The following is a 22,538-nucleotide window of genomic DNA, read 5'->3' as shown; positions in this document are numbered from 1 at the left end:
CATCCTGGCGCGGGACCTGATCAGAGCAGCCCGAGGCTCACCAACTCTCGCCGCAGGGTCTCGGGCATCTCGGCGAGATCGCCCGCGCTCGCGGCGTCGAGGTCGGACGGCGCGTCCTTGGCCGTGAGATAGCGCCAGCCCTGGAAGGGGCGGTAGGAGCGCGGGCTCACCGGCACGAGCTTCGGGTCGAAGACGAGGCGGCAGCGGGCGATGCCGTCGGTGCCCGTGAAGGGCTCGATCGCGGTGATGCCCTGCCGGCAGGACAGCGTGCCCTTGATCACCCAGTAGATCGAACCGCTGCCGACGATCTCGCCGTGACGCTTCGGGATCATCCGCGTCGTGTGGAAGGGCGCCGGGTCCGCCCCCGTCCGCAGCGCCTCGCCGCGATGGCGCTCCTGCCGATCCACGAGATCCTCGATCGACCGCGGGCCGACGCAGAGCTTGATCAGGTGAAGGGGCATGATCGGTGCGAGCGAAGTCCTGAAGGACCGTGCGGGACGGCGGCGCGATGCGTGGATTCGCCGGACTTAAGCACCCGGCGCGCCCACGCAAGTCGCAGCCGTGACGCCTGTCAGGAGAACAGCCGCAGCTTCTGCTCGATGCTCAGCGCATCGATGTCGGCGAAGGTGATCGCGTGGTCGGGCTCCGGATCGATCGAGGCGGCCGCCCAAGCGGGCTCCGCAGCCGCCGCGACCAGGGCCGCCGGCGGGCGCAGGTCGAATTCCGGCTCCGCCTCCGATTCCTCGTCCACCTCGCGGACCGCAACGTCCGCCTCCGGCGCAGCCGCCTGCGCGAAGGCGCGCGTCAGGTCGAGATCGAGATCGACGGTGGCCGCAGCCTCGGTCTCGGGCTCCTCCCAGGCGGGCTCCGCCTCGGTCTGGACGAAGACGAGGTCCTCGTGCAGCGGCACCGCGGCGATGGGCGGGCGGACCACGTCCATCGGAACCGCGGCTTCCATGTCGATGAACCGGTCGACGTCGCTCTGGCTGAGATCGACCGCGGCCGATTCCATTTCCGGGCGCGCATTCCACGCTCCGGGTGCCGCCGGGATCTCCAGGGCTTCATCGCCCCAGATACCGATCATCGCGATCAGCCGCTCCTCGAGATACCGGAGCGTGTGCACGATCCGGCTGGTGCGCTGGGCCGTCAGGTCCTGAAACGAGCAGGCGGTGTAGATCTGGGTGGCGCGACGGTCGAGCTCGTCGCAGATCGCGACGTCGGCGCCGCGCTCGCGCAGCGTCCAGGCGGCCTCCTGAACCTCCTCCGCCGCTCCGAGGATGTCGGACGTGGCGCGCTCCGTGGCGCGCACGATCGCATCCAGTGCCTCCGAGGCCACGCTGAGGCGGGTCTGATCCTGGTCGGGGGCGCTGAGAGCGGCGATCTCGGCCTTCGTTCTGGCGATCGCGTTCGCCATCTCCATCAGGTCGCCGCGCAGGCGTCCGACCCCGTCGAGGCCGCGCTCGCCGGTCACGGCGTTCTCCAGGCGGCCGATCGCGCCGAGCAGCATGTCGGTGTCGGCGCTGCGGTTCCGCCGGGCGAACTCGGACAGGAACCAGCGCCCGCGCGCGCTCTCGCTCATCGCCGTTTCGATGCGCTCGTACTCGGACGGCTCGATCGTGCTGAGCGACTGGGATCCTGACATCGAAAACGGCCTCGGGTTATCTCGGGACGCGAGCGTCCCCGCCCTCGTTCAGGCCCGCGCAATTTGACAGGCCGGGTTTAACGCGTGCTTACGCACCCGCTCGATCCGATCTCAGCCCGATCCCCCGTTGCTCATCCACGCACCCTCCGGCGCCCTGCGCCTCGCCCTCCTCTACGCGGTCGTGTTCGTCGAGATCGGCATCGCGATGCCGTTCATGCCGCTCTGGCTCGGCGCGCTCGGCCTCGATCCCTCGATCATCGGCTTGCTGCTGGCCCTGCCGATCGCAACGCGGATCGTCGCGACGGCGCCGCTGATGGCCCTGATCGACCGCGGCGTCTCCGCCCGCACGCTGCTGACCGCCGGGAGCCTCGGCGTCGCCCTCACCTACGGGCTGATGCCGGCGGCCTCCGCCTTCGGCTGGCCGGCGCTCGCGGTGCTGACGGTCCTCAACGCGGTCGCGGCCGCCCCCCTCGTGCCGAGCATCGACTACCTGACGCTCGCGGCCGTGCGGCGCGAGCCCCGCCTCGATTACGCTCGGATCCGCCTGGCCGGCTCCCTGGCCTTCCTCGCGGCGAACATCCTCGGGGGCGCACTCCTCGGGGCGCTGGGCGAGGCGGTCGCCGTGCCGCTCCTCCTCACGGGGCTCGCCCTCGGCGCGAGCCTCGTCGCCCTCGCCAGCCATTCGGTCACCCCGCCAGCCGCCGCACGCGACGCGACGCAGGCGCGCCCGCCCCTGCCCGCCTGCCTGTGGCTCGCGATCGCGGCGGCGGCCGCGATCCAGGCGAGCCACGCCGCGATCTACGGCTTCGGCAGCCTTCACTGGACAGGCCACGGGATCGCCACCGCCTGGGTCGGCAGCCTCTGGGCGATCGGGGTCGGCGCCGAGATCCTGCTCTTTGCCCTCATCGGCTTTGCGCCGGCCGGCTGGCGCAGCCCGTTCCGCCTCCTCGCCCTCGGCGGATGCGCGGCCTTTCTCCGCGCGATCGGGATGACCGTCGCCGGGACCGAACTCGGCCCCGTGATCGCGCTGCAGGCGCTCCACGGCCTCACCTTCGGCGCGACGCAGCTCGGCGCCATGGCCGCCGTCTCCGCCTTCGCGCCGGAGGGCGCGCGCGGCCGTGCGCAGGGCACGCTCAGCGCCGCGAGCGCGCTCGCGGCGGCCTGCGCCACGCTGATGAGCGGGCTCGCCTACCGCAGCGGGGGCCCCCTCGCCTTCGCTCTGATGGCGCCGCTCGCCCTGGCCGGACTTGTCTTGGCGGCGGCCGCGGCGCGCGCGGCGCGCCTGCCCCCAGCGGGGCCGTTTGGCAGGGCGGCCCCGGAGACGGTATAGTAACGGGCGCTTCAGCATAACGATGAGGAACGGGAGACGCGGTTCGTGCGGACCGAGGACGGCACCATGCTGAGCGAGGCGGCCTCCGCGACCCATGAGGCGGGCAGCGGCCGCGTCGTGCTGAGCGGGCGCTGGACCGCCGACCAGGCGCCGTCCGTCGAGACCGCCGCCGCCCGGATCGCGGCCGCCGCCGGGCAGCCTGTCCTCGTCGATCTCGCCCGGATCGAGCGGCTCGACACGCTCGGCGCCTGGGTCCTGGAGCGGACGCGGGGCGAGATCGAGGCCGCGGGCGGTCGCCTCGCCTATGCCGGCGCGACGCCCGAGCACAGGATCCTCCTCGGGGAGATGGGCCTGCGCCAGCCTGAACCGGCGACCGGCCCCGGGCACGGGCGCATCTACGGGTTCCTCGACGATCTCGGCCGGCGCGTCGTCGCGGCCCGGCGCGACGTCGTGACGGGCCTCGCCTTCCTCGGCGAGGTGGTCGTTGCCTGCCTGCGCGTCGCCGCGCGTCCGGGCACCTTCCGCGGCACCGCCTTCGTCAACCAGATCGATCAGGTCGCCTTTCGCGGCGTGCCGATCATCGTGCTGATCTCGTTCCTCGTCGGCGGCATCGTCGCGCAGCAGGGCATCTTCCAGCTGCAGCGGTTCGGGGCGCAGACCTTCGTCGTCAACCTGATCGGCCTCCTGATCCTGCGCGAACTCGGGGTGCTCCTCACCTCGATCATGGTGGCGGGCCGGTCCGGATCGGCCTTCACGGCCGAGATCGGCTCGATGCGCATGCGCGAGGAGGTCGATGCGCTGCGCGTGATGGGCCTCGACCCGATCGAGATCCTGATCGTGCCGCGCATTCTCGCCCTCGTGGTCGGATTGCCGATGCTGGCGCTGATCGCCTCGCTCGCGGCGCTCGCGGGGGGCGGCCTGACCGCCATGCTCTACGGCGGCATGACGCCGGAGGGCTTCCTGTCCCGCCTTCAGGCCGCGATCTCGCTCCACCACGTCGCGGTCGGCCTGATCAAGGCGCCGTTCATGGCGCTGATCATCGGGATCATCGCGACGATCGAGGGCTTTGCGGTGGAGGGCTCGGCCGAGTCGCTCGGCCGCCACGTCACCGCCTCAGTCGTCAAGTCAATCTTCATGGTCATCGTGCTTGATGGACTCTTCGCGGTGTTCTTCGCGGCTATCGATTTCTAAACCACGTGAGCGACCGCACGCCTGCCATGACCGGATCCGGCGACGCCATCATCCGCGTGCGCGACCTCGTCGTGGGGTTCGGCGACCGCACCGTGCTGAAAGGCCTGAACCTCGACATTCGCCGCGGCGAGATCCTCGGCTTCGTCGGGCCGTCCGGCCAGGGCAAGTCGGTGCTGACGCGCACGATCCTCGGGCTCGTGCCGAAGCGCTCGGGCACGATCACCGTGTTCGGCGAGGACACGGAGGGGATGAGCCTCGCCCGCCGCCGCCGGATCGAGCAGCGCTGGGGCGTGCTGTTCCAGCAGGGTGCCCTGTTCTCGGCACTGACGGTCAAGCAGAACATCCAGATGCCGATGCGCGAGCATCTGAACCTGTCCGAGCGCCTGCTCGACGAGTTCGCGCGCCTCAAGATCGAGATGGTGGGGCTGAAGCCCGACGCCGCGGACAAGCTGCCCTCCGAGCTCTCCGGCGGCATGATCAAGCGCGCGGCGCTCGCCCGGGCGCTGGCCCTCGACCCCGAGATCCTGTTCCTCGATGAGCCGACCTCCGGCCTCGACCCGATCGGGGCGGGCGAGTTCGACGAGCTCGTCGCCACCCTGAAGCGGACGCTGGGGCTGACCGTCTTCATGGTGACCCACGACCTCGACAGCCTCTACACGGCCTGCGACCGCATCGCCGCGCTCGGCGACGGGCAGATCATCGCCGAGGGGCCGATCGAGGCGATGCTCGCCTCCGACCATCCCTGGCTGCGCTCCTACTTCCACGGGAAGCGCGCCCGCTCGATCGTCGTCGGCGAGCCCGGCGCCGCGCGGGAGCCCGCGCATGTCTGAGTTCGCGCCGTGCCCTCACGCGGATGTGCGCCGCCCGCGTGCGCTGACGCACCGCCCCGCCCTCGCCGATCCGGGACACCGCTGATCCGATGGAAACGCGTGCCAATTACGCCCTGATCGGCGCCTTCACCCTGGCCGTCATCGTCGCCGGGTTCGGCTTCGTGTTCTGGCTGCAGGGCGGCGCCTCGCGGCAGGTCGCGCAGGCCGTACGCATCGTCTTCTCGGGCAGCGTCGGCGGTCTCGCCAAGGGTTCGAGCGTCACCTTCAACGGCATCAAGGTCGGCGAAGTGACCGATGTTCGGCTCCTGCCTCAGGACCCGCGCCGGGTGATCGCGCTCATCAATGTCGCGCCCTCGACGCCCCTTCGCGCCGACACCCGCGCGCGCCTCGATTCCGCGCTGCTCACCGGCGTCTCCGTGATCGCGCTGAGCGGCGGCAATGCCGACGCGCCGCCCCTTCCGGCCGGCACGGGTGAGCAGATGCCCACGATCTTCGCCGATTCCTCCGACATCCAGGACATGCTGGCCGCCGCCAAGCAGATCGCGCAGCGCGCCGACGACGTGCTGCAGCGCCTCGACAAGGTGGTGGCCGGCAACGAGGGCGCGATCAACCGGACGCTCGCCAATGTCGAGGCCTTCTCGAAGACGCTCGCCGATGCCGGCCCCTCGATCGGCGGGCTCGTCAAGGCGATCGACGGGCAGAAGCTCAACCGCGTCGTCGACAACGCCGACCGCTTCTCGGCGGCGCTGAGCGCGGCGAGCCCCGACATCGAGGCCGGCCTGCACGATGCGCGCACGCTCGCCGCCAAGCTCAACGCCTCGGCAGACCGCATCGACGGCGTTCTCAAGGGCGCGCAGGGCTTCCTCGGCTCCGCCTCGGGCGAGGCCGGCACCAGCACCTTCGCGGAGGTGCGCGAGGCGGCCGTGTCGGTCCGCGACGCCGGGCGGGCCTTCCGGACCCTCTCCGAGAACCTCGACAAGCGCACCGCCAACATCGCCACGAGCTTCAACCGCCTCAGCGGCACCGGGCGCCGCGAGGTCGAGGCGCTCTCGACGGACGGGCAGCGCACGCTCAACACGCTCAACCGCACGGTGAAGAGCCTGGAACGCGACCCCTCGCAGGTCCTGTTCGGCGGCAAGCCCTCGTTGCCCGAATACAACGGTGGGCGGTAATTCCTGATTCCCACCTGTCGATGTGCCCGCGCGCACGGCACGGTTCCAGCTTTGCCGTAGTTTCCCCTCGCCGCTCCCGTGCGGCGTCAGGAGATGTCCAGGTCCCCGGATGACCGTCCGTTTTTACGCCCTCGCGCTCGGCGCGACGCTCCTCGCGGCCGTCCTCGGCGGCTGCGCCGGCTCCGCGCCCCTGACCTTCGACCTCGCGGCCCTGCCGGCCTCGGGGCGACCGGCCGCGTCGGCGCGCTCGATCGTGGTGGCGGAGCCGGTGGGCATCCAGCCCTTCGAAGCGGACCGCATCATCGTGCGGGAGGCGGGCGGCGCCCTCTCCTTCCTCGGCGGCGGACAATGGGCGGACCGCCTGCCGCGCCTGATCCAGACCCGGCTCATCCAGAGCTTGGAGAATTCGGGGCGTCTGCGCTCCGTGAGCCGCCCCGGCGACAAGATCGTCTCCGACTATCAGCTCATCAGCGAGATCCGCGCCTTCGACATTTCCGCGGGTTCCGGCGAGGCGGTCGTCGACCTCTCGGCGAAGCTGATCGCGGAGGGTTCCGGGCGCGTCGCGGCCGCCCGCGTCTTCCAGGCGCGTGTGGCGGTGTCCAAGGTCGATGCCGGCAGCGCCGCCATCGCCCTCGACGCGGCGCTCGCGCAGGTGCTCGGTGAGATGGTGCGCTGGGTGAATTCCGGCCGCTAGACACTCCGGACAGGCGTTAGCCGGTCACTCCATCACCGCGGCCTTCATGATCACGACCATCGTGGCCCGTCCCGGAACCTCGCTGACGCAGCGCACGGTGTGCGGCCGGTCGCATCGGTAGCGAAGGGTCTCGCCCGCGCGGGCCCGCTGGACGCTACCGCTGACGTCGACCTCGAACACCCCCTCGGAGACTGACAGGGATTCCACCGAGCCGCGCTGGTGCGGGTCGGAATCGAGGACGCCGCCCGGGTCGGCCGAGACGTCGTACCATTGCAGCCACTCGATCGTCTTGATCCAGCCGATGATGGCGAGCCGCACCTTCCCGTCCTCGGAGAGGAGGATCGGCGTGTCGGCCCGCGACGAGCGCTCGATGAAGGGCTCCTCGTCGCCGGTCGCGAGCACACGCTCGATAGAGACGTCGAGCGCCTGGCTCAGACGCCAGATCGTAGCGAGGGTCGGGTTGGTCTCGTTGCGCTCGATCTGGCTGATGATCGACTTCGCGACGCCGGATTGTTCGGCCAGCTCGGAGAGCGACAGATTGTAGGCCTTGCGCAGGCGCTGGATCGTCTTGCCGAGCTGACCGGACAGGACCTGGGCACCGCCGAGAAGATCCCTCTGCCGCACCCGCTCCGGCCGTTCCATCTGATCGTGCATCATCCCGTGCCTGCCCGCATCGTTCCGTTCATCGAACGATCGTACGCTACTTCAAACGCAATCGGCGGATGGATGCAAGGCTGCGAGCGACACCGGGCCATGGGCGGATCGCGTCCGGCCGACCTCTTTTCCGGGGGCGCGCGCTCGCGGGATTCAGCTCCAGACGGCGTGGAAATGGTGGACCGGCCCGTGCCCGCGACCGATCGAGAGCCTGTCCGCGGCAGCGATGGCAGCGGTGACGTAGCTCTTCGCCGCGACGACCGCCTCGGGCAGGGCGAGGCCGCGTGCGAGGCCCGCCGTGATCGCCGCGGACAGGGTGCAGCCCGTCCCGTGAGTGTTCTCCGTCGCGAACCGGGGAGCGGCGAGGCGGCGCAGGGTCCCGTCCCGGGTGAGCAGATGGTCGACGCTCTCGCCCCCTCGCGCATGGCCGCCCTTCACGAGGACGGCTCGGGCGCCGAGGGCGAGGAGGCGCCGGCCCTGGGCCACGGCCGCGTTCTCGCTCTCCGCGACGGGCTCGCCGAGAAGGGCCGCCGCCTCAGGGAGGTTCGGCGTGATCAGGTCGACCTCCGGCAGCAGGCGCCGGCGAAGGGTCTCGATCGCCGCCTCCGAGATGAGCCGGTCGCCGCTCGTCGCGACCATCACGGGATCGAGGATGATCGGGATCCCAGAGGCCAGCCGCGCGAGGCCGTCCGCCACGGTCTCGATCACGGCGGCCTGGGACAACATCCCGATCTTGGCGGCCGTGACCGCGAGGTCCGAGAACACGCTCTCCATCTGCGCCGCGATGAAGGCGGGCGGCACGTCGTGGATGCCCTGGACCCCGCTCGTGTTCTGTGCGGTCAGCGCCGTCACGACGCTCGCCCCGTAGGCGCCGAGCGCCGAGAAGGTCTTGAGGTCGGCCTGGATGCCGGCGCCGCCTCCCGAATCCGAGCCGGCGATAGTGACGGCGATCGGGGTGCTCATGCCGCCGCCCCGCGGGCGCGCAGGGCGCCGTCGACCCGGTCGCGAAGGTCCCGGGCCCGCGCCTCGATGGATTCCGCCCCGAACAGGGCCGAGATGAGCGCGACGCCGTCGGCTCCCGCGGCGACGACGGCCGCCACGTTGCTCGCGTCGATCCCCGCGATCGCGCCCACCGGAAGGGCGCTGCCGCGGGCGAGGCGCGCCCGGAAGGCGATGCGCTGGAACCCGTCGATGCCGACCGGAGGGTCGGGATTGTTCTTGCTCCGCGTCGCGAAGACCCCGCCGATGCAGGCGTAGTCTACCGGCAGGCGGTAGAGTTCGTCCGCCTGCGCCCCGGTCTTGAGCGTGATCCCGATGATCGACGAGGCGCCGAGGAGGCGTCGCGCGTCGGCCGGGTGCATGTCCGACTGGCCGAGATGCACACCCTCCGCCTCCGCGGCGAGGGCGAGGTCGACCCGGTCGTTGACGAGGAGCGGTGCCCTCCCGGCGACGGCGGCGCGGATGGCGCGGATGCGGGCGAGTGCGGCGCGCGCGTCCTCGATTCCCTTCTCGCGATATTGCAGAAGCGTGCAGCCGCCGGCGACGGCCTCGGCCGCCATCGCGGCAAGGCGGTCGCCGGCGCCGCCGCAGACATCCACGTCGAGGATGCCGTAGACGCGCAGATCGACGGTAGGGCCGGTCATGCCCGCCGTTCCGCCGCGCGGCAATGTCTCAGGCTTTGCGCCATCAGGTGGTGCCCCTGCGCGGAGTGTGTCCCGCATTCCGGGTTAGGCGCCCGCCGCGCCCATTGGCAAGGCCCTGTCCGTTCGGACAGCGTCACCGGTGTTCATCCCCCGCGCGATCGCGTCGGCGCGTTGACGCCGGGGTGCGATCTGCGGCTAAAGCAACGTGACGTCGCGCGGGGGTGGGCGGCCTCCTGCACGGCTTGCGGCGCGCCCGCTCGCCAAGGGCGCGATCCTCGCTTCGAACCCGACGCCCTCGCAGAGGAGGTCACCCGCTGCCATGACGACGGCGGACACGCGCGCGAGCCTCGGTCCCCGGCCGGTCGCCAGCCCGTCCTCGGTGGGCCTCGTCGCGGTCATCGTGGCGGCGACGGAGGGCGAGCCGCGGGCGCTGACCGTGCAGGTTCCGGGACAGGCGGAGGGCCGCAGCGACGGCCTGCCCGCAGGCCCCCTCGTGCCGGAGCACGCCACCCTGGAGCGCGGCCTGCGCGCCTGGGTCGAACGGCAGACACACCAGCGCCTCGGCTATGTCGAGCAGCTCTACACTTTCGGCGACCGCGACCGGCAGGGGGGAGGCTCGGAGGGCGTGCATTCGCTGTCGGTCGCCTACCTCGCCCTCGTGCGCGAGGTGCGGCCCGGCGGCCTCGCCGAGGCATCCTGGCGGAACTGGTATCGCTATCTGCCCTACGAGGATTTCCGGAACGGCCGTCCGAAGGCCCTCGACGCGATCGAGCCGAAGCTCCTCGCCTGGGCCGCGGAGGCGCCCGACGCGAAGTTGCGGCGCCTGCGCGAGGACCGCCTCGGTCTCACCTTCGGCCTCTGCGGCGGCTCCTGGAACGAGGAGCGCGTGCTGGAGCGCTACGAGCTTCTCTTCGAGGCGGGGCTGATCCCGGAGGCCAAGGGCAATGCCGGCGCGGCATTCCCCGGCGACCCGACCGGCGCGCCGATGGCCTTCGACCATCGCCGGGTGCTCGCGACGGCGATCGGCCGTCTGCGCGGCAAGATCAAGTACCGGCCGGTGGTGTTCGAGCTGATGCCGCCGACCTTCACCCTGTTCCAGCTTCAGCGCACCGTCGAGGCACTGGCGGGCACGCCGCTGCACAAGCAGAACTTCCGCCGCCTGGTCGCCCAGCAGGGCCTCGTCGAGGAGACGGAAGGGATCACGAGCGGCACCGCCGGGCGGCCGGCGAGGCTCGTGCGCTTCCGCCGGGAGGTTCTCCTCGAACGCCCCGCTCCGGGCCTGCGCCTGACGCCGTCGCGCCGTCCGGGCTGATTGCCGCCCGACTTGCCTGCCTCACCGGTCCGGTCGCGTTGGGTTAGGGTGACGGCGCGAGGCTCCCTACCCCACCGCCGCCACGGCCGTTCCCTGGGTCGCCCCGCCGCGCCGCTCGAGCAGCCCGGGCGGCGGCACCGGCGCCTCGATGGTGCAGACGACCCCCGTCGGCGCGAACAGGAGCTGGACCTCCCCGGCGAGTTCCCGGGCGAGGCTGCGCTCGATCAGGCGCGAGCCGAAGCCGGTGCGGGTCGGCTGCGTCACCGGCGGTCCGCCGGTCTCGGTCCAGCGCAGGAACAGCCGCGTCTCCCCCTCCTCCCGCTGCACGGACCACGCGATCGCCACGGTGCCGCCCTCCCGCGAGAGCGCGCCATATTTCACGGCGTTGGTGCCCAGCTCGTGCAGAGCCATGGCGATGGAGAGGGCGAGGCGCGGCGGCAGGCGCAGGGCCGGTCCGGAGACGTTGAAGCGCGAGCGCCCTTCCGCCACGTCGAGGGGGCGGATCGCGTCGGCGACGACGGTCCCGAGCTCCGCGCCCTCCCAGCTCTCGCGGGTCAGCACGTCGTGCACGCGGGCGAGGGCGAGGAGGCGCGCCTCGAAGGCGGCACGGGCGGCGCTCGCCTCCTCGCCCTCCAGGCGCCGCAGCGACTGACCGGCGATCGATTGCACGGTCGCGAGCGTGTTCTTCACCCGGTGGTTCAATTCGTGGATGAGGAGGATCAGGTGCTCCTCGGCGAGCTTCGCGTCGGTGATGTCGACGTTGCAGCCCGTGTAGCCGAGGAAGGTGCCGGCATCGTTGAGGCGCGGCACCCCCTCGCAGCGCAGCCACCGCACGGTGCCCTCCCCGTCGATCACCCGAACTTCCGTCCGGAAGGGCGCGCGCGCCTCGAAGGCCTCATTGAAGGTCGCCGAGAAAGTCTCGAGATCGTCCGGGTAGATGATCCGCTTCCAGCCCTCGTCCTCCAGTTCGGCCGCCGGCATGCCGAACAGGTGGTCGAAATGCATGTTGGCGAAGGTGACGTTCGAGGCCTCGTCCGTCATCCAGATCAGCGCCGGCGCGGAATCGGCCATGTGGCGGAAGCGCGCCTCGCTCTCGCGCAGGTCCGAGAGGCCGCGCCGCGTCTCCGCCAGAGCCCGGTCGCGTTCCTCCTCGCGGGTCCGGATGCGCAGCGACGCGTCGGCGAGCACGTCGGCGAGGAGGCGGATCTCGTGGACGGGCGAGGCGATGCGCGGAATGGCCTCGCCGCGGGCGAGGGCCGGGCCGGAGGCGGCGAGCTGGCGCAAGGGCCGCGAGACCCGCGACCAGAGGTTGACCGCGAGCGCCGAGGAGGTGGCGAGGACGAGCAGGCCGAAGCCCCCGAAGGCCCAGATCCAGCGCCGAAGCCGCGCGTCGACCAAGGATTGCGGGATGCTCGCCGCCACCGTCCAGCCGGTCAGCCGCGAGCGCGCCTCCACCACGATCACGGGCCGCTGCTCCCGGTCCTTGCCCTCCCAGACGCCCGGCGTGTCGGTCTGGGTCTCGCGCAGGGAGTTCAGGCGCGGGCGGCCGACGAGCGACTCGTTCTCCGGCAGCCTCGCCAGGATGGTCGTGTCCCGGTCGGAGATGCCCGTCGTCCAGCCGTCGACCACCTCCCGCGCCAGGATCGCCTGGAGCCGTGACACGGGCGCGTTGAAGCTGAGGATGTAGGTCACCTCGCCCTCGACGAGCACCGGCACGGCGACCGCGTAGGTAGCCAGCGCCGCACTCGCACCCGGAATCAAGCCGGAGACCATCGCCCGCTGGGAGCCGGAGGCGATCTCCCGGTCGAAAGGGAGCGTGGAGAGGTGCAGCGTGGCATTGCGCTTCAGGCCGGTATTGACGACCTGCTGCCCGTCCGGCTTGCGAAGGACGATGTCGAGATCGATCGCGTCCCGTACGAGGCGGGCCTGCGCGTCGAACGCCTCGAACTCGCCGTCCTTCAGGCGCGGCGAGGTCGCGAGCGTCTGCAGCACGGAGACGAGGCCGGCCGTGTCGCGGTCGATCGAGAGGGCGATGCCGCGCACGTTCTCCCGCGCATCCTGCTCGAAGCGGGCGCGCTCGGCCGCGGCGTAGCGCATCAGGAGGATCGCGGTGAAGATCAGCCCCGGCCCGATCAGGGCGATGACGAGGGCGACGAGGTAGACCTGCGTCGAGAATCCGCGATGGATCAGCCGGTCGAGGAACCGGCGCAGCCGGGAGGGCGGGCGCGCCTCGACGGCACCGGCCGGGTGGGTCGCGGTGTCGAGATCCGGCCTCACGCCGAGACCCCGCCGAAGGCGATCGGCGCGCTCACCAGCCGCTGTCGGTGATCGGTCATGGGCGGTCGATATGGCCGAGATCGCGCGACGGGTCGAGCCGGTCCCGCACGCGCTGCTTCAGGATCTTGACGTCGGGGAACCCGCCATCGCGCTTGCGCTCCCAGATCGCGTCCTCGTCCACCGCGATCTCGAACACGCCCCCGGTGCCGGGCACCAGAGCCACCTCCCCGAGATCGTCCCGGAAGGTCGAGAGCAGCTCCTGAGCCATCCATGCAGACCGCAACAGCCAGTTGCACTGCGTGCAGTAGGTGATGGCGACGCGCGGCTTCGCGACCGGTATTTCGGGCGTTCCGTCCATGTGGCGCACAGCGCACCGCCGCCGACGCATTGTCAACCGCTCAAGCCGCCGCCCCCCGCGCGCGGCGCCGAGCCTCCGGCACCCGGGTACCGTCAGAGCAGGCGGGCGGGCGGCTCCGTGCCGGGGCGCTCGGCGCGCAACGCCTGCTGGCGGCGGGCGGTGAAGCGCACATCCGCGTCGAAGCCGCCGCGCGTCAGCACCCAGGCGAGGAAATCGTCGCTCATCGTGTCCCAGCGCCGGCCGCGATGCTCGCCGAAGGTGACGCGCGGCAGCAGGGCGGGCTCCCGCGTCCAGGCGAGCAGCGTCTCGAGCGGCGCCTCGCGCAGCATCTCGCGCAGGAGGTGGGCCGTCACGTAGGCGTCGGGGCCGGCGCGGTGCGCGGGCAGCCCGGCCCTGCGGTCGAGCCCCTCCGGCCGGCGGCCATAGCGCAACGCCTGATTGGCGTGCGAGGGTTCGTCCGGCCACAGGCGCAGGGCGCATTTGTAGGTGCAGATCCAGGGGCGGCGGCCGGTCAGCGCGTCCCGGCACCAGCGCCGCTCGAAGGCGGCGCGATGCGCGGCCAGCGCCGCGAGCGGGCGGCCCGGGGGCTGCAGCACCGCCGGCGCCACGGCGAGCCAGGTCGGCGCGCCCGCCACGTCCCCGTCGAGGATGTGATGCACCGCCTGCGTGCGGGCCGGGATCGGCCGCTCCGGATCGACGAAGCGGGCGCCGCGCTCCGCGCCGATCCGCCACGTCCCATCGCTCCCCTCGACGTCCTGCCAGCCGATCTCGACGACACCGTCGGTGCCGGCGCGTCCGCCGGTGGTCTCGAGGTCGACGACGCGGATGACGAGGTGGTCGGCGGGCATCTACGCCGATATGGCGCCGGGCCGCCCGGGCGGAAACCGCGCGGCCTTTTCGAGCGCTCCGCGATGCCTATCTGTCGCAGGGGCGCCAAGGCCAAGCTCGGCCTCGCGACTGCTTCAGGGAGACCCGTGATGACGTCAGGCTCGATCGGCGAGGCGCCGGCCCGCACCCCCGTTCTCGCCCGGCTCCTCGGGGCGCTCGTCGCGATCCTGTTCGCGACCTGCCTCTCCGGCTGCGGCGCGATCAACCGGGTGCCGACCCTCCAGGAGCAGGCGAAATCCGCCTGGAGCGAGGTCCAGAACCAGTATCAGCGGCGGGCCGACTTGATCCCGAACCTCGTCGAGACGGTGAAGGGCTACGCGCAGCAGGAGAAGGACGTGCTCACCGGCGTCGTCGAGGCGCGGGCGAAGGCGACGAGCGTGAAGGTCGACGCCGCGACGGTGAGCGATCCGCAGAAGTTCAAGGAATTTCAGGACGCGCAGAACCAGCTCTCCGGCGCGCTCGGGCGCCTGCTCGTCACCGTCGAGCGCTATCCGGACCTGAAATCAAACCAGAACTTCCTCGCCCTGCAATCGCAGCTGGAGGGCACCGAGAACCGGATCGCCGTGGCGAGGCGCGACTACATCCAGGCCGTGCAGGCCTACAACACCGAGGTCCGCACGATCCCCGGCCGCTGGATCGCGGCGTTCCTCTACCCCGACGCGAAGCCGATGGAGACCTTCACGGCGACGCCGAACGCGGAGCGTCCGCCGAACGTGAAGTTCTAGGGAGGCACCCGTGCCGAGGCTGGCGCGCGGGCTCGCCGCCTGCCTCCTCCTGATCGTAGCCCTGCCGCTTGCCGGGTGGGCCGCTCTCGCTGCCGAGCCGAGCTTTCCGCCCCTCACCGGGCGGGTGGTTGACGCGGCCGGCATCCTGAAGCCCGAGGAGCGTGCCGCCCTCGAGGCCAAGCTTAAGGGCTACGAGGACAAGACCTCCGATCAGGTCGTGGTCGCGACCGTGCCGAGCCTGCAGGGCTACACCGTCGAGGATTTCGGGAACCGCCTCTTCCGTGCCTGGGCGCTCGGCCAGAAGGCGGGCAACAACGGTGCCCTGCTTCTCGTCGCGCCGACCGAGCGCAAGGTCCGCATCGAGGTCGGCTACGGCCTCGAAGGCGCGCTCACCGATGCCCTCTCGAAGGTGATCATCACCACGGCAATCGCCCCGCGCTTCAAGGCCGGGGACTTCGCGGGCGGCATCGGTGCGGGGGTCGACGCGATGCTGTCGATCCTGTCCGGCGACGCGGAGGCGTGGCACCGGCGGGCGGAGGTGCGGAACGACGAGACGGGCGCTGCCGATGTCGTGATCTTCGTCGTGATCATCCTCGTCATCGTGCTCCTGTTCTGGAGCATGGGGCGGGCGCAGCGCGGCCGTGGCGGCTTCGTCGTCCTTCCCGGACCGGGGCCGGGCGGGTTCGGCGGAGGCTGGAGCGGCGGCGTATCGGGGGATTCCGGCGGCGGATTCTCCGGCGGCGGCGGCTCCTCGGGGGGCGGAGGTGCATCCGGTGACTGGTAGGGTGACACGGTCGCTCTCGCCCGAGGCGCTGGCGCGCATCGCGGAGGCGGTCGGCGAGGCCGAGAGCCGCACCGCGGGCGAAATCGTCGTGATGGTGAGCGCGCGCGCCGGGCTCTACCGGTCGCCGGTCCTGCTGGCGGCGCTGATCGCCGCGCTCGCGGCACCCTGGCCCCTGATCGCCCTGACCGGTTGGAGCGCGGCCGGGATCGCCCTGGCGCAGGCCGCCCTCGCCCTCGCGATCCTCTCGCTCGGTGCGAGCGAGGCCCTGCGTCTTCGCCTCGTGCCTGCGCGGGCGAAGCGGGCGCGCGCCCGCGAGGCGGCGCGGCGCGCCTTCCGACAGCGGGGTCTCACCCGCACCCGGGGCCGGACGGGCGTACTGATCCACATCGCCCTCGCCGAGCAGCACGCGGAGATCGTCGCGGATGCCGGTGTCCTGCGCGCGGTGGCACCCGGGACCTGGGACGCCACCATCGCCGCGCTCCTCGTCGCGCTGCGGCGCGACGAGATCGAGGCCGGTCTCGTCGGTGCCGTCCGCTCGGTCGGCGCCATCCTTGCCGAGGCCTGCCCCCGCAGCGCGGGCGACATCGACGAATTGCCGAACCGCGTGATCGTCAGCGAGTGAGGCGCGACGCGGAAGCCCGCCCGCCGCCGCGGAGCCGAGAGCCGCCCGGTCAGCCGCCCGTGACGCTCATGTGGCGCGGCACCGCGGGCTTCGCCCGCTCGATGACGAAGTCGTGCCCCTTCGGCTTGCGTGTGATGGCCTCGAGGATCGCCTGCGTCACGAGATCGTCCTCCGGCGAGGCGCGCAGAGCCGCGCGGAGATCGGCCGCGTCCTCCTGGCCGAGGCACATGTAGAGTTTGCCGGTGCAGGTCAGGCGCACCCGATTGCAACTCTCGCAGAAGTTGTGAGTGAGCGGCGTGATGAAGCCGAGCCGCCCGCCCGTCTCCGCGACGCGCACGTAGCGGGCCGGGCCACCGGTGCGGTCGGGCAGAGGCGTGAGCGTGTAGCGGGATTCGAGCCGGGCCCGCGCCACGGACAGGGGAAGGAACTGGTCCGTCCGGTCCCCCTCGATCTCACCGAGGGGCATGACCTCGATCAGCGTCATGTCCATGCCGTCGCCATGCGCCCAGGCGATCATGTCGGCGATCTCGTCCTCGTTGACGCCCTTGAGCGCCACCGCGTTGATCTTCACCTTGATCCCGGCGCGGCGCGCCTCGGCGATGCCGTCGAGAACCACCTTCAGATCGCCCCGCCGCGTGACCGCCCGGAACTTGTCGGGGTCCAGCGTGTCGAGGGAGACGTTCACGCGGCGCACGCCGAGATCGGCGAGCTCATGGGCGAAGCGGCCGAGCTGCGTGCCGTTCGTGGTCAGCGTCAGCTCGTCGAGGGCACCCGTGCCGAGATGGCGCGACAGGCGGTGGAACAGGTGCATGATGTCCCGCCGCACCAGCGGCTCGCCGCCGGTGATGCGCAGCTTGCGCACGCCGCGATCGATGAAGACGCCGCAGACCCGGTCGAGCTCCTCCAGCGTCAGCAGATCCCGCTTGGGGAGGAACTGCATCTCCTCGGCCATGCAATAGACGCAGCGCAGGTCGCAGCGATCGGTCACGGAAATGCGCAGGTAGGTGATGGCGCGCTGGAACGGATCGATCAGCGGAGCGACGGCAGGTGCGGACGCGTCGGTGCGGGGACCCCACATACGGGACTCGAGGCTCTGCTGGGACGGGATTTCGGCTTCGTGCCGTGGCGAACCTAACATGTCCTGGCATATGAGGTCTCGCGCGTTTGCGAGCAAGCGCGCGGGTTGTGGACGCAGGGCCGGCCGAGCGGGCTGGCGAGGAGCGATGCGATGAGCACGGAAATCTGGCCGACCGAGATCCGCCTCGCCGCAGACCGGCGCAGCCTCGACGTCGCCTTCGACGACGGCGCGCGCTTCGCGCTGCCCGCCGAGTACCTGCGCGTGAACAGCCCTTCGGCCGAGGTGCAGGGCCACTCGCCCGCCGAGCGCAAGGTGATCGGCGGCAAGCGCAACGTGATGATCCTGGCGGTGGAGGCGATCGGCAATTACGCCGTCAAGCTGCGCTTCGACGACATGCACGACACCGGGATCTACGGCTGGGACTATCTCCACCGGCTCGGCCGGGAGCACGAGCCGCGCTGGGCGACCTACCTCGCCGAACTCGCGGCCCGCGGCCTCGACCGGGACAGCACCCGGTCCGCGACGGCCCCGGCGGCGGGCAGTTGCGGAAGCGGCTGCGGCTGCCACTGACGCGGGTCGCCGGCGGGTTCCGGCACGGTCCGAAACGGCGAAGGGCCGGCGTCTCCGCCGGCCCCTGCTTTGCGTGAATGATCCCGAGCGCTCAGCGCTGCACGATCACCTTCGTGCCGACATTGGCACGGGTGTAGAGGTCCGAGACGTCGTCGTTCGTCATGCGGATACAGCCCGAGGAGACGGCCGTGCCGATCGATTCCGGCTCGTTCGAGCCGTGGATCCGGTAGATCGTGCCGCCGAGATACATGGCACGCGCGCCGAGCGGGTTCTCGATGCCGCCCTTCATGTAGCGCGGCAGGTCGGGACGACGCTTCAGCATCTGGGCCGGCGGACGCCAATCGGGCCACTCGCGCTTCATCGTGATCGTCTGCACGCCGCCCCAGGTGAACCCGGGCCGGCCGACGCCGACGCCGTAGCGGAGGGCCTGCCCGCCGCCGAGCACGTAGTAGAGCCGCCGCTCGGCCGTCGAGACGACGATCGTGCCGGCGCCGTAGGGTCCCGCATAGGCGACCTGCTCGCGCGGGATCGCAGACATCTGCGGCACGGCCGAGCCCGACATCGGATCGGCGGTGTTCAGCGACGCGCTGGCGGTCGGCACGGCGACCGTCTGCTGCGTCTGCGGCCGCACCCGCACCATGAGCGCGGTGTCGAGCGGCTGGCGGGTCAGGGGGTCGATCTCATAGGCGATAGCGGGCGTCGCCCACGCGGCGGCCGCGCAGGCGAGCCCGATCAGGGCGGGGGCGAAACGGCGCATCGAAGCCTCTCGTCGGCAGGCGAATCGTTCTGGGAACGCGATTGGAAAACAGGGGCACGTTGACGTGCCATGCGTCGCCAAGGGGTAAACGCTGCCGTACCAAAGCCAAGCTGAAAACGGGTGGGCCGGAGCGCTTGTGGGCCGCCGTGACTCGGTGGCAACACTGTGGCAGCTTTGCCGTTCGCTTACCCGCGAGACGGGATTAACCCTCAGGGGCGGGAGTGTTTTTCGCTGGGCCCGCACGCCGCCGATTCGTGGCTTTCGCGTGGCGCGCTCGTGGTGGGGCGGCGTTGGCCTAGCGCCTCTTGCGCGATGCGCGACGGGGCGGGCGAGAGACAAACCGCCCCGCGATGAAAGCCGCCCCGCCCGAGCCCCCGTCGCGCGGCGGCCGGCAAGCGTCCAGAGTTCCGGCTGCCCGTCTCTGAGACCGCGGGCCAACTCTCGAGAGCGCGTCCCTCCGACGGAGGGCGCGCCCTTTTCCCGCCGGCCTTCAGGCCGCGTCGAGCCCGAGGTCGATGATCGGCGCGCTGTGGGTGATCCAGCCGCAGGAGATCAGGTCGACCCCCGAGGCCGCCACCGCCGCGACCGTGTCGCGGTTGATCCGGCCCGAAGCCTCGCTGATGGCGCGCCCGTCGATCATCGCGACGGCCTCGGCGAGCTGGGCGGGCGTCATGTTGTCGAGCAGCACGGCGTCGGCGCCGACCGAGAGCGCCTCCGCCAGCTGACCCAGATCGTCGACCTCCACCTCGATCTTCACGAGGTGCCCGGCATGGGCGCGCGCCCGCTCGATCGCGGGAACGATGCCGCCTGCCACGGCCACGTGGTTGTCCTTGATCAGCACCGCGTCGTCGAGGCCGAAGCGGTGGTTCGAGCCCCCGCCCGCCCGCACCGCATGCTTCTCCAGGGCGCGCAGGCCGGGCGTGGTCTTGCGGGTGCAGACGATCCGCGCCTTGCCGTGCGGGCGCGCCGAATCCGCGAGGGAGGCGGTGGCGGTCGCGACGCCCGAGAGGCGGCAGAGGAGGTTCAGCGCCACCCGCTCGGCGGTCAGGATCGCCCGTGCCGGGCCGGACAGGCGGATCACCGTATCGCCGGGCCGGATCCGCGCGCCGTCCGCCCGCTCGACGCTCACGCTGACGGCGGGATCGATCAGCCCGAAGGCGATCACCGCTGCATCGGTTCCGGCGACGACGCCCTCCTGGCGGGCGGCGATGACGCCGTCGAGCCGCGCGGAGGGCGGCACGATCGCGTCCGTGGTGATGTCGCCCGCCCGGCCGAGATCCTCGACCAGAGCGGCCCGGACGATCGGCTCGACCAGAAGCCGCGGCAGGGGCAGGATGGGCTCGCTCATGACAGCATCTCCGCGAAGCGCTGGCCTTCGAGGGCGCGCTCGACCTCGGCGAGGCGGGTCTCGCTGTGGCGGGCCGCCCCCATCCCGGGATGATCGCTGCGCCAATGCGCGCCCCGGCTCTCCTGCCGACGCAGGGCACTCTCGGCGATGAGCAGGGCGGTGAGCGCGGCGCCGCATCCCGTCTCGGCGAGGGCGCTGAGGCGCGCCACGGCCTCGGTAAGGCCCTCCGCATCGCGCACGACGCCGACGCGCCGCTCCATCACGGCGCGCACGGCCGCGATGCGGCTCGGCGCGGGTGCGTCGGCCTCGCGCGGCGGCCGCACGGCACCGGTCGGCGGCTCCTCGAGGCGATCCGCGATCCAGCCGGCATAGGCGAGCGCCTCGAGGAGCGAGTTGCTGGCCAGCCGATTCGCCCCGTGCAGCCCGGTCGAGGCCACCTCGCCGCAGGCGTAGAGACCGGGCACCGTGCTGCGGCCCGCGGCGTCCACGAGCACGCCGCCCATGTGGTAATGCGCGGCGGGGCGCACCGGGATCGGCTCGCGCGCCGGATCGATGCCGGCGGCCGCGCAGAGGGCGGCGACGGTGGGGAATCGGGTCGGCATCCGCGCGCCGAGCTCGCCCCTTGCGTCGAGGAAGACCCGCTCGCCGCGCGCGAGAGCCTGGAAGATGCCGCGGGCGACGACGTCGCGGGGCGCGAGGTCGCCCCCCTCGATGCCGGCCATCACCCGGTCTCCGCGCCCGTCGATCAGGCATGCGCCCTCCCCGCGCAGCGCCTCTGTCGCGAGCGGCATCGGGTCGCCGCCCGCCGCGATCGCGGTGGGGTGAAACTGCACGAATTCGAGATCGCGCAGGCTCGCGCCCGCCCGCGCCGCCAGCGCGAGGCCGCGCCCGACGGCGCCACGCGGATTCGTGGTCGAAGCGTAGAGGCCGCCGACGCCGCCCGTCGCGAGGACGACGGCCCGCGCCTGGATCCGGAACCGCGCCCCGTCGCGCTCGCAGACGACGCCGGCGACGGCACCCGCCTCGTCCTGCAGGAGATCGCGCACGGTCGCGACGACGACCTCGATCGACGGCGTCAGCGCGGCGGCGCGGACGAGCCCGTCGAGCACGGCACGCCCGGTCGAATCGCCACCTGCCCGGACGATGCGGCGCCGGCTATGGGCGGCCTCGAGGCCGAGGGCGAGCGCCCCGTCCTCCTGGCGGTCGAAGGGCACGCCGATCCGGACGAGCCAGTCGATCAGCCCCGGTCCGGCTTCCGCGACCCGCCGCGCCACAGCGGGCTCGGTGAGGCCGGCGCCCGCCGCTTCCGTGTCGGCCGCGTGCAGGTGGGGTGCATCATCCGCCCCGATCGTCGCCGCGATGCCGCCCTGCGCCCAGCCCGTGGCGGTGCCGGAGCCGAGCGGGGCCGCGGTCACCAGCGTCACCGGGCGCGGCGCGAGGCGCAGCGCGACCGCGAGGCCGGCGACGCCCGCCCCGACCACGACGACGCGGTCGGCGGGATTGCGAGCCGGAGCGTTCATCGCGCCTTGACCGCCAGCATGCGCTCGACCGCCGCGCGAGCGCGGTCGGCGAGCTCCGGCTCGACCGTGACCTCGTAGGTCATCGTCTCGAGCGCGCGCCGGATGTTCGACAGGCTCATCCGCTTCATGTGCGGGCACATGTTGCAGGGCTTGATGAACTCGATGTCGGGGTTCGCCGCGGCGATGTTGTCGGCCATCGAACACTCGGTGACCAGGACGACCTGAGCCGGACGCTTCTGCTCCACGAAGTTCATCATCATCGCGGTCGAGCCGGAGAAATCGGACTCGGCCACGACCTCGGGCGGGCATTCCGGATGCGCGATCACGGTGACGCCGGGATAGCTCTCGCGCACCTCGCGGATGTCGGCGGGCGTGAAGCGCTCGTGCACCTCGCAATGCCCGGCCCAGGTCAGGATCTCGATCTCGGGCAGCGCCGCCTGGACGTTCTGGGCCAGGAACTCGTCCGGGATCATCAGGACGCGCGGTGCGTTCAGCGACTTGATCACGTCGACCGCGTTGCCGGACGTGCAGCAGAGATCGGATTCGGCCTTCACCGCGGCCGAGGTGTTCACGTAGGTCACGATCGGCACGCCCGGATAGCGGGCGCGCAGCGTGCGCACGTCCTCGGGCGTGATCGAATCGGCGAGCGAGCACCCGGCCCGCATGTCGGGGATCAGCACCGTCTTCGACGGGTTCAGGAGCTTCGCCGTCTCGGCCATGAAGTGGACGCCGGCGAGGACGATCACGTCGGCGTCGACCTTCGCCGCCTCCCGCGCCAGGGCGAGGCTGTCGCCCACGATGTCGGACACCGTGTGGAAGATCTCCGGCGCTTGGTAATTGTGCGCCAGGATGACCGCGTTGCGCTCGCGCTTCAGGCGCAGGATCGCCTCGACGTCCGACGCCAGGGCCGGCCACTCGATCGCGGGAACGTGATGGCTCACCCGCGCGTAGATGTCCGGCAGGGGAAGCGATCCGGGCGTGGCTCCGCGCGCGAGCGGGAAACTGGTCGCCGCCATGGCGTCCTCCATTATGCTCACTTTGAGCATTCCGGAGCCTAAGTTAGGCGGCGCAGATCCCGATGTCCAGATATGCTGAGACTGAGCATATCAATTTTGCGACGCACTGTTCGGTGTGCGTCGCAAA

At 71.8% G+C, this 22,538-nt stretch carries 23 protein-coding genes; 10 read left to right on the top strand and 13 right to left on the bottom strand.

Features of this window, described 5'->3' with window-relative positions; genetic code table 11:
• Positions 1-20 precede the first annotated feature (20 nt).
• Entirely contained in the window at positions 21-461 is a 441-nt protein-coding gene (locus J2X36_RS04505) for a DUF1489 domain-containing protein (RefSeq protein WP_310346713.1), read from the bottom strand.
• A gap of 110 nt (positions 462-571) precedes the next feature.
• Positions 572-1,642, bottom strand: a complete 1,071-nt coding sequence (locus tag J2X36_RS04500; RefSeq protein WP_310346709.1) for a hypothetical protein — start codon at positions 1,640-1,642, stop codon at positions 572-574.
• A 133-nt stretch (positions 1,643-1,775) separates the two neighbouring features.
• Here J2X36_RS04500 and J2X36_RS04495 point away from each other — a divergent pair, with 133 nt between their 5' ends.
• The 5 genes from J2X36_RS04495 (at position 1,776) to J2X36_RS04475 (ending at position 6,859) form a co-directional block, all read left to right on the top strand.
• Positions 1,776-2,972, top strand: a complete 1,197-nt coding sequence (locus J2X36_RS04495) for an MFS transporter (protein WP_405029730.1) — start codon at positions 1,776-1,778, stop codon at positions 2,970-2,972.
• A gap of 66 nt (positions 2,973-3,038) precedes the next feature.
• Positions 3,039-4,163, top strand: a complete 1,125-nt coding sequence (locus J2X36_RS04490; RefSeq protein WP_310347186.1) for an MlaE family lipid ABC transporter permease subunit — start codon at positions 3,039-3,041, stop codon at positions 4,161-4,163.
• A 26-nt stretch (positions 4,164-4,189) separates the two neighbouring features.
• Entirely contained in the window at positions 4,190-4,993 is an 804-nt protein-coding gene (locus J2X36_RS04485) for an ABC transporter ATP-binding protein (protein WP_310347185.1), read from the top strand.
• Positions 4,994-5,082: 89 nt separating this feature from the next.
• Entirely contained in the window at positions 5,083-6,165 is a 1,083-nt protein-coding gene (locus J2X36_RS04480) for an MlaD family protein (RefSeq protein WP_132249119.1), read from the top strand.
• 109 nt (positions 6,166-6,274) lie between these two features.
• Positions 6,275-6,859: an ABC-type transport auxiliary lipoprotein family protein gene (locus J2X36_RS04475; protein WP_310346703.1), complete on the top strand. Its 585-nt coding sequence runs from the start codon at positions 6,275-6,277 to the stop codon at positions 6,857-6,859.
• Positions 6,860-6,883: 24 nt separating this feature from the next.
• Here the strand turns inward: J2X36_RS04475 and J2X36_RS04470 are convergent, their stop codons facing one another.
• The 3 genes from J2X36_RS04470 to thiE all read right to left on the bottom strand — a co-directional run bounded on the left by J2X36_RS04470 (position 6,884) and on the right by thiE (position 9,156).
• Positions 6,884-7,513: a helix-turn-helix domain-containing protein gene (locus J2X36_RS04470; RefSeq protein ID WP_132249299.1), complete on the bottom strand. Its 630-nt coding sequence runs from the start codon at positions 7,511-7,513 to the stop codon at positions 6,884-6,886.
• A 153-nt stretch (positions 7,514-7,666) separates the two neighbouring features.
• A complete protein-coding gene (thiD, locus tag J2X36_RS04465; protein ID WP_310346701.1) occupies positions 7,667-8,476 on the bottom strand; it encodes a bifunctional hydroxymethylpyrimidine kinase/phosphomethylpyrimidine kinase in 810 nt (269 codons plus the stop codon).
• Positions 8,473-9,156, bottom strand: coding sequence for a thiamine phosphate synthase (thiE, locus tag J2X36_RS04460; RefSeq protein ID WP_310346698.1), 684 nt, complete (start codon positions 9,154-9,156; stop codon positions 8,473-8,475). The genes thiD and thiE overlap by 4 nt, the downstream gene beginning before the upstream one ends.
• Before the next feature lie 319 nt (positions 9,157-9,475).
• Between thiE and J2X36_RS04455 the strand changes: the two genes are divergently transcribed.
• Positions 9,476-10,468 (top strand): NrtR DNA-binding winged helix domain-containing protein, encoded by a 993-nt coding sequence (locus J2X36_RS04455; RefSeq protein WP_132249127.1) that lies wholly within the window; start codon positions 9,476-9,478, stop codon positions 10,466-10,468.
• A 66-nt stretch (positions 10,469-10,534) separates the two neighbouring features.
• On the opposite strand, the gene J2X36_RS04450 is transcribed toward J2X36_RS04455, so the two are convergent.
• The 3 genes from J2X36_RS04450 to J2X36_RS04440 all read right to left on the bottom strand — a co-directional run bounded on the left by J2X36_RS04450 (position 10,535) and on the right by J2X36_RS04440 (position 13,951).
• Positions 10,535-12,679, bottom strand: coding sequence for an HWE histidine kinase domain-containing protein (locus J2X36_RS04450; RefSeq protein ID WP_310347184.1), 2,145 nt, complete (start codon positions 12,677-12,679; stop codon positions 10,535-10,537).
• A 121-nt stretch (positions 12,680-12,800) separates the two neighbouring features.
• On the bottom strand, positions 12,801-13,103 hold the full coding sequence (locus J2X36_RS04445) for a SelT/SelW/SelH family protein (protein ID WP_310346694.1): 303 nt from the start codon (positions 13,101-13,103) through the stop codon (positions 12,801-12,803).
• 92 nt (positions 13,104-13,195) lie between these two features.
• On the bottom strand, positions 13,196-13,951 hold the full coding sequence (locus tag J2X36_RS04440; protein ID WP_310346691.1) for an exonuclease domain-containing protein: 756 nt from the start codon (positions 13,949-13,951) through the stop codon (positions 13,196-13,198).
• Between the two features lie 129 nt (positions 13,952-14,080).
• Between J2X36_RS04440 and J2X36_RS04435 the strand changes: the two genes are divergently transcribed.
• From J2X36_RS04435 to J2X36_RS04425, 3 genes are read left to right on the top strand one after another with little or no spacing between them, the layout of a single operon-like run.
• Positions 14,081-14,716, top strand: coding sequence for a LemA family protein (locus tag J2X36_RS04435; RefSeq protein ID WP_132249131.1), 636 nt, complete (start codon positions 14,081-14,083; stop codon positions 14,714-14,716).
• A 19-nt stretch (positions 14,717-14,735) separates the two neighbouring features.
• Positions 14,736-15,500 (top strand): TPM domain-containing protein, encoded by a 765-nt coding sequence (locus J2X36_RS04430; RefSeq protein ID WP_310347182.1) that lies wholly within the window; start codon positions 14,736-14,738, stop codon positions 15,498-15,500.
• Complete coding sequence (locus tag J2X36_RS04425) at positions 15,490-16,122, top strand: hypothetical protein (RefSeq protein ID WP_310346687.1); 633 nt, start codon at positions 15,490-15,492, stop codon at positions 16,120-16,122. The genes J2X36_RS04430 and J2X36_RS04425 overlap by 11 nt, the downstream gene beginning before the upstream one ends.
• A 49-nt stretch (positions 16,123-16,171) precedes the next feature.
• On the opposite strand, the gene moaA is transcribed toward J2X36_RS04425, so the two are convergent.
• Entirely contained in the window at positions 16,172-17,200 is a 1,029-nt protein-coding gene (gene moaA / locus J2X36_RS04420) for a GTP 3',8-cyclase MoaA (protein WP_132249134.1), read from the bottom strand.
• Positions 17,201-17,350: 150 nt separating this feature from the next.
• On the opposite strand from moaA, the gene J2X36_RS04415 reads away from it, so the two are divergent.
• Complete coding sequence (locus J2X36_RS04415) at positions 17,351-17,770, top strand: gamma-butyrobetaine hydroxylase-like domain-containing protein (protein WP_132249135.1); 420 nt, start codon at positions 17,351-17,353, stop codon at positions 17,768-17,770.
• 91 nt (positions 17,771-17,861) lie between these two features.
• On the opposite strand, the gene J2X36_RS04410 is transcribed toward J2X36_RS04415, so the two are convergent.
• The 4 genes from J2X36_RS04410 to nadA all read right to left on the bottom strand — a co-directional run bounded on the left by J2X36_RS04410 (position 17,862) and on the right by nadA (position 22,411).
• A complete protein-coding gene (locus J2X36_RS04410) occupies positions 17,862-18,527 on the bottom strand; it encodes a L,D-transpeptidase (RefSeq protein WP_310346681.1) in 666 nt (221 codons plus the stop codon).
• 490 nt (positions 18,528-19,017) lie between these two features.
• The gene (gene nadC / locus J2X36_RS04405) at positions 19,018-19,875 is read right to left on the bottom strand and encodes a carboxylating nicotinate-nucleotide diphosphorylase (RefSeq protein WP_310346679.1); all 858 of its coding nucleotides are present in this window, start codon (positions 19,873-19,875) and stop codon (positions 19,018-19,020) included.
• Positions 19,872-21,395 (bottom strand): L-aspartate oxidase, encoded by a 1,524-nt coding sequence (locus J2X36_RS04400; protein WP_310346676.1) that lies wholly within the window; start codon positions 21,393-21,395, stop codon positions 19,872-19,874. Before J2X36_RS04400 ends, nadC begins: the two co-directional genes overlap by 4 nt.
• Positions 21,392-22,411: a quinolinate synthase NadA gene (gene nadA, locus J2X36_RS04395; protein ID WP_310346673.1), complete on the bottom strand. Its 1,020-nt coding sequence runs from the start codon at positions 22,409-22,411 to the stop codon at positions 21,392-21,394. The genes J2X36_RS04400 and nadA overlap by 4 nt, the downstream gene beginning before the upstream one ends.
• Positions 22,412-22,538 lie beyond the last annotated feature (127 nt).

The sequence above is a fragment of the Methylobacterium sp. BE186 genome, assembly GCF_031457035.1.
Taxonomy (GTDB): Bacteria; Pseudomonadota; Alphaproteobacteria; order Rhizobiales; family Beijerinckiaceae; genus Methylobacterium; species Methylobacterium segetis.
This window is presented reverse-complemented; position numbering and strand designations above follow the sequence as displayed.

Excerpts from the sequence above, each read along its gene's own strand:
- J2X36_RS04480 (WP_132249119.1), top strand. The coding sequence starts at position 5,083 with ATGGAAACGCGTGCCAATTACGCCCTGATCGGCGCCTTCACCCTGGCC.
- nadC (WP_310346679.1), bottom strand. The coding sequence starts at position 19,875 with ATGAGCGAGCCCATCCTGCCCCTGCCGCGGCTTCTGGTCGAGCCGATC.
- J2X36_RS04440 (WP_310346691.1), bottom strand. The coding sequence starts at position 13,951 with ATGCCCGCCGACCACCTCGTCATCCGCGTCGTCGACCTCGAGACCACC.
- J2X36_RS04490 (WP_310347186.1), top strand. The coding sequence starts at position 3,039 with ATGCTGAGCGAGGCGGCCTCCGCGACCCATGAGGCGGGCAGCGGCCGC.
- moaA (WP_132249134.1), bottom strand. The coding sequence starts at position 17,200 with ATGTGGGGTCCCCGCACCGACGCGTCCGCACCTGCCGTCGCTCCGCTG.
- J2X36_RS04435 (WP_132249131.1), top strand. The coding sequence starts at position 14,081 with ATGACGTCAGGCTCGATCGGCGAGGCGCCGGCCCGCACCCCCGTTCTC.
- J2X36_RS04505 (WP_310346713.1), bottom strand. The coding sequence starts at position 461 with ATGCCCCTTCACCTGATCAAGCTCTGCGTCGGCCCGCGGTCGATCGAG.
- J2X36_RS04415 (WP_132249135.1), top strand. The coding sequence starts at position 17,351 with ATGAGCACGGAAATCTGGCCGACCGAGATCCGCCTCGCCGCAGACCGG.
- J2X36_RS04485 (WP_310347185.1), top strand. The coding sequence starts at position 4,190 with ATGACCGGATCCGGCGACGCCATCATCCGCGTGCGCGACCTCGTCGTG.
- J2X36_RS04475 (WP_310346703.1), top strand. The coding sequence starts at position 6,275 with ATGACCGTCCGTTTTTACGCCCTCGCGCTCGGCGCGACGCTCCTCGCG.
- J2X36_RS04455 (WP_132249127.1), top strand. The coding sequence starts at position 9,476 with ATGACGACGGCGGACACGCGCGCGAGCCTCGGTCCCCGGCCGGTCGCC.
- J2X36_RS04445 (WP_310346694.1), bottom strand. The coding sequence starts at position 13,103 with ATGGACGGAACGCCCGAAATACCGGTCGCGAAGCCGCGCGTCGCCATC.
- J2X36_RS04500 (WP_310346709.1), bottom strand. The coding sequence starts at position 1,642 with ATGTCAGGATCCCAGTCGCTCAGCACGATCGAGCCGTCCGAGTACGAG.
- J2X36_RS04400 (WP_310346676.1), bottom strand. The coding sequence starts at position 21,395 with ATGAACGCTCCGGCTCGCAATCCCGCCGACCGCGTCGTCGTGGTCGGG.
- thiE (WP_310346698.1), bottom strand. The coding sequence starts at position 9,156 with ATGACCGGCCCTACCGTCGATCTGCGCGTCTACGGCATCCTCGACGTG.
- thiD (WP_310346701.1), bottom strand. The coding sequence starts at position 8,476 with ATGAGCACCCCGATCGCCGTCACTATCGCCGGCTCGGATTCGGGAGGC.
- J2X36_RS04410 (WP_310346681.1), bottom strand. The coding sequence starts at position 18,527 with ATGCGCCGTTTCGCCCCCGCCCTGATCGGGCTCGCCTGCGCGGCCGCC.
- J2X36_RS04470 (WP_132249299.1), bottom strand. The coding sequence starts at position 7,513 with ATGCACGATCAGATGGAACGGCCGGAGCGGGTGCGGCAGAGGGATCTT.
- nadA (WP_310346673.1), bottom strand. The coding sequence starts at position 22,411 with ATGGCGGCGACCAGTTTCCCGCTCGCGCGCGGAGCCACGCCCGGATCG.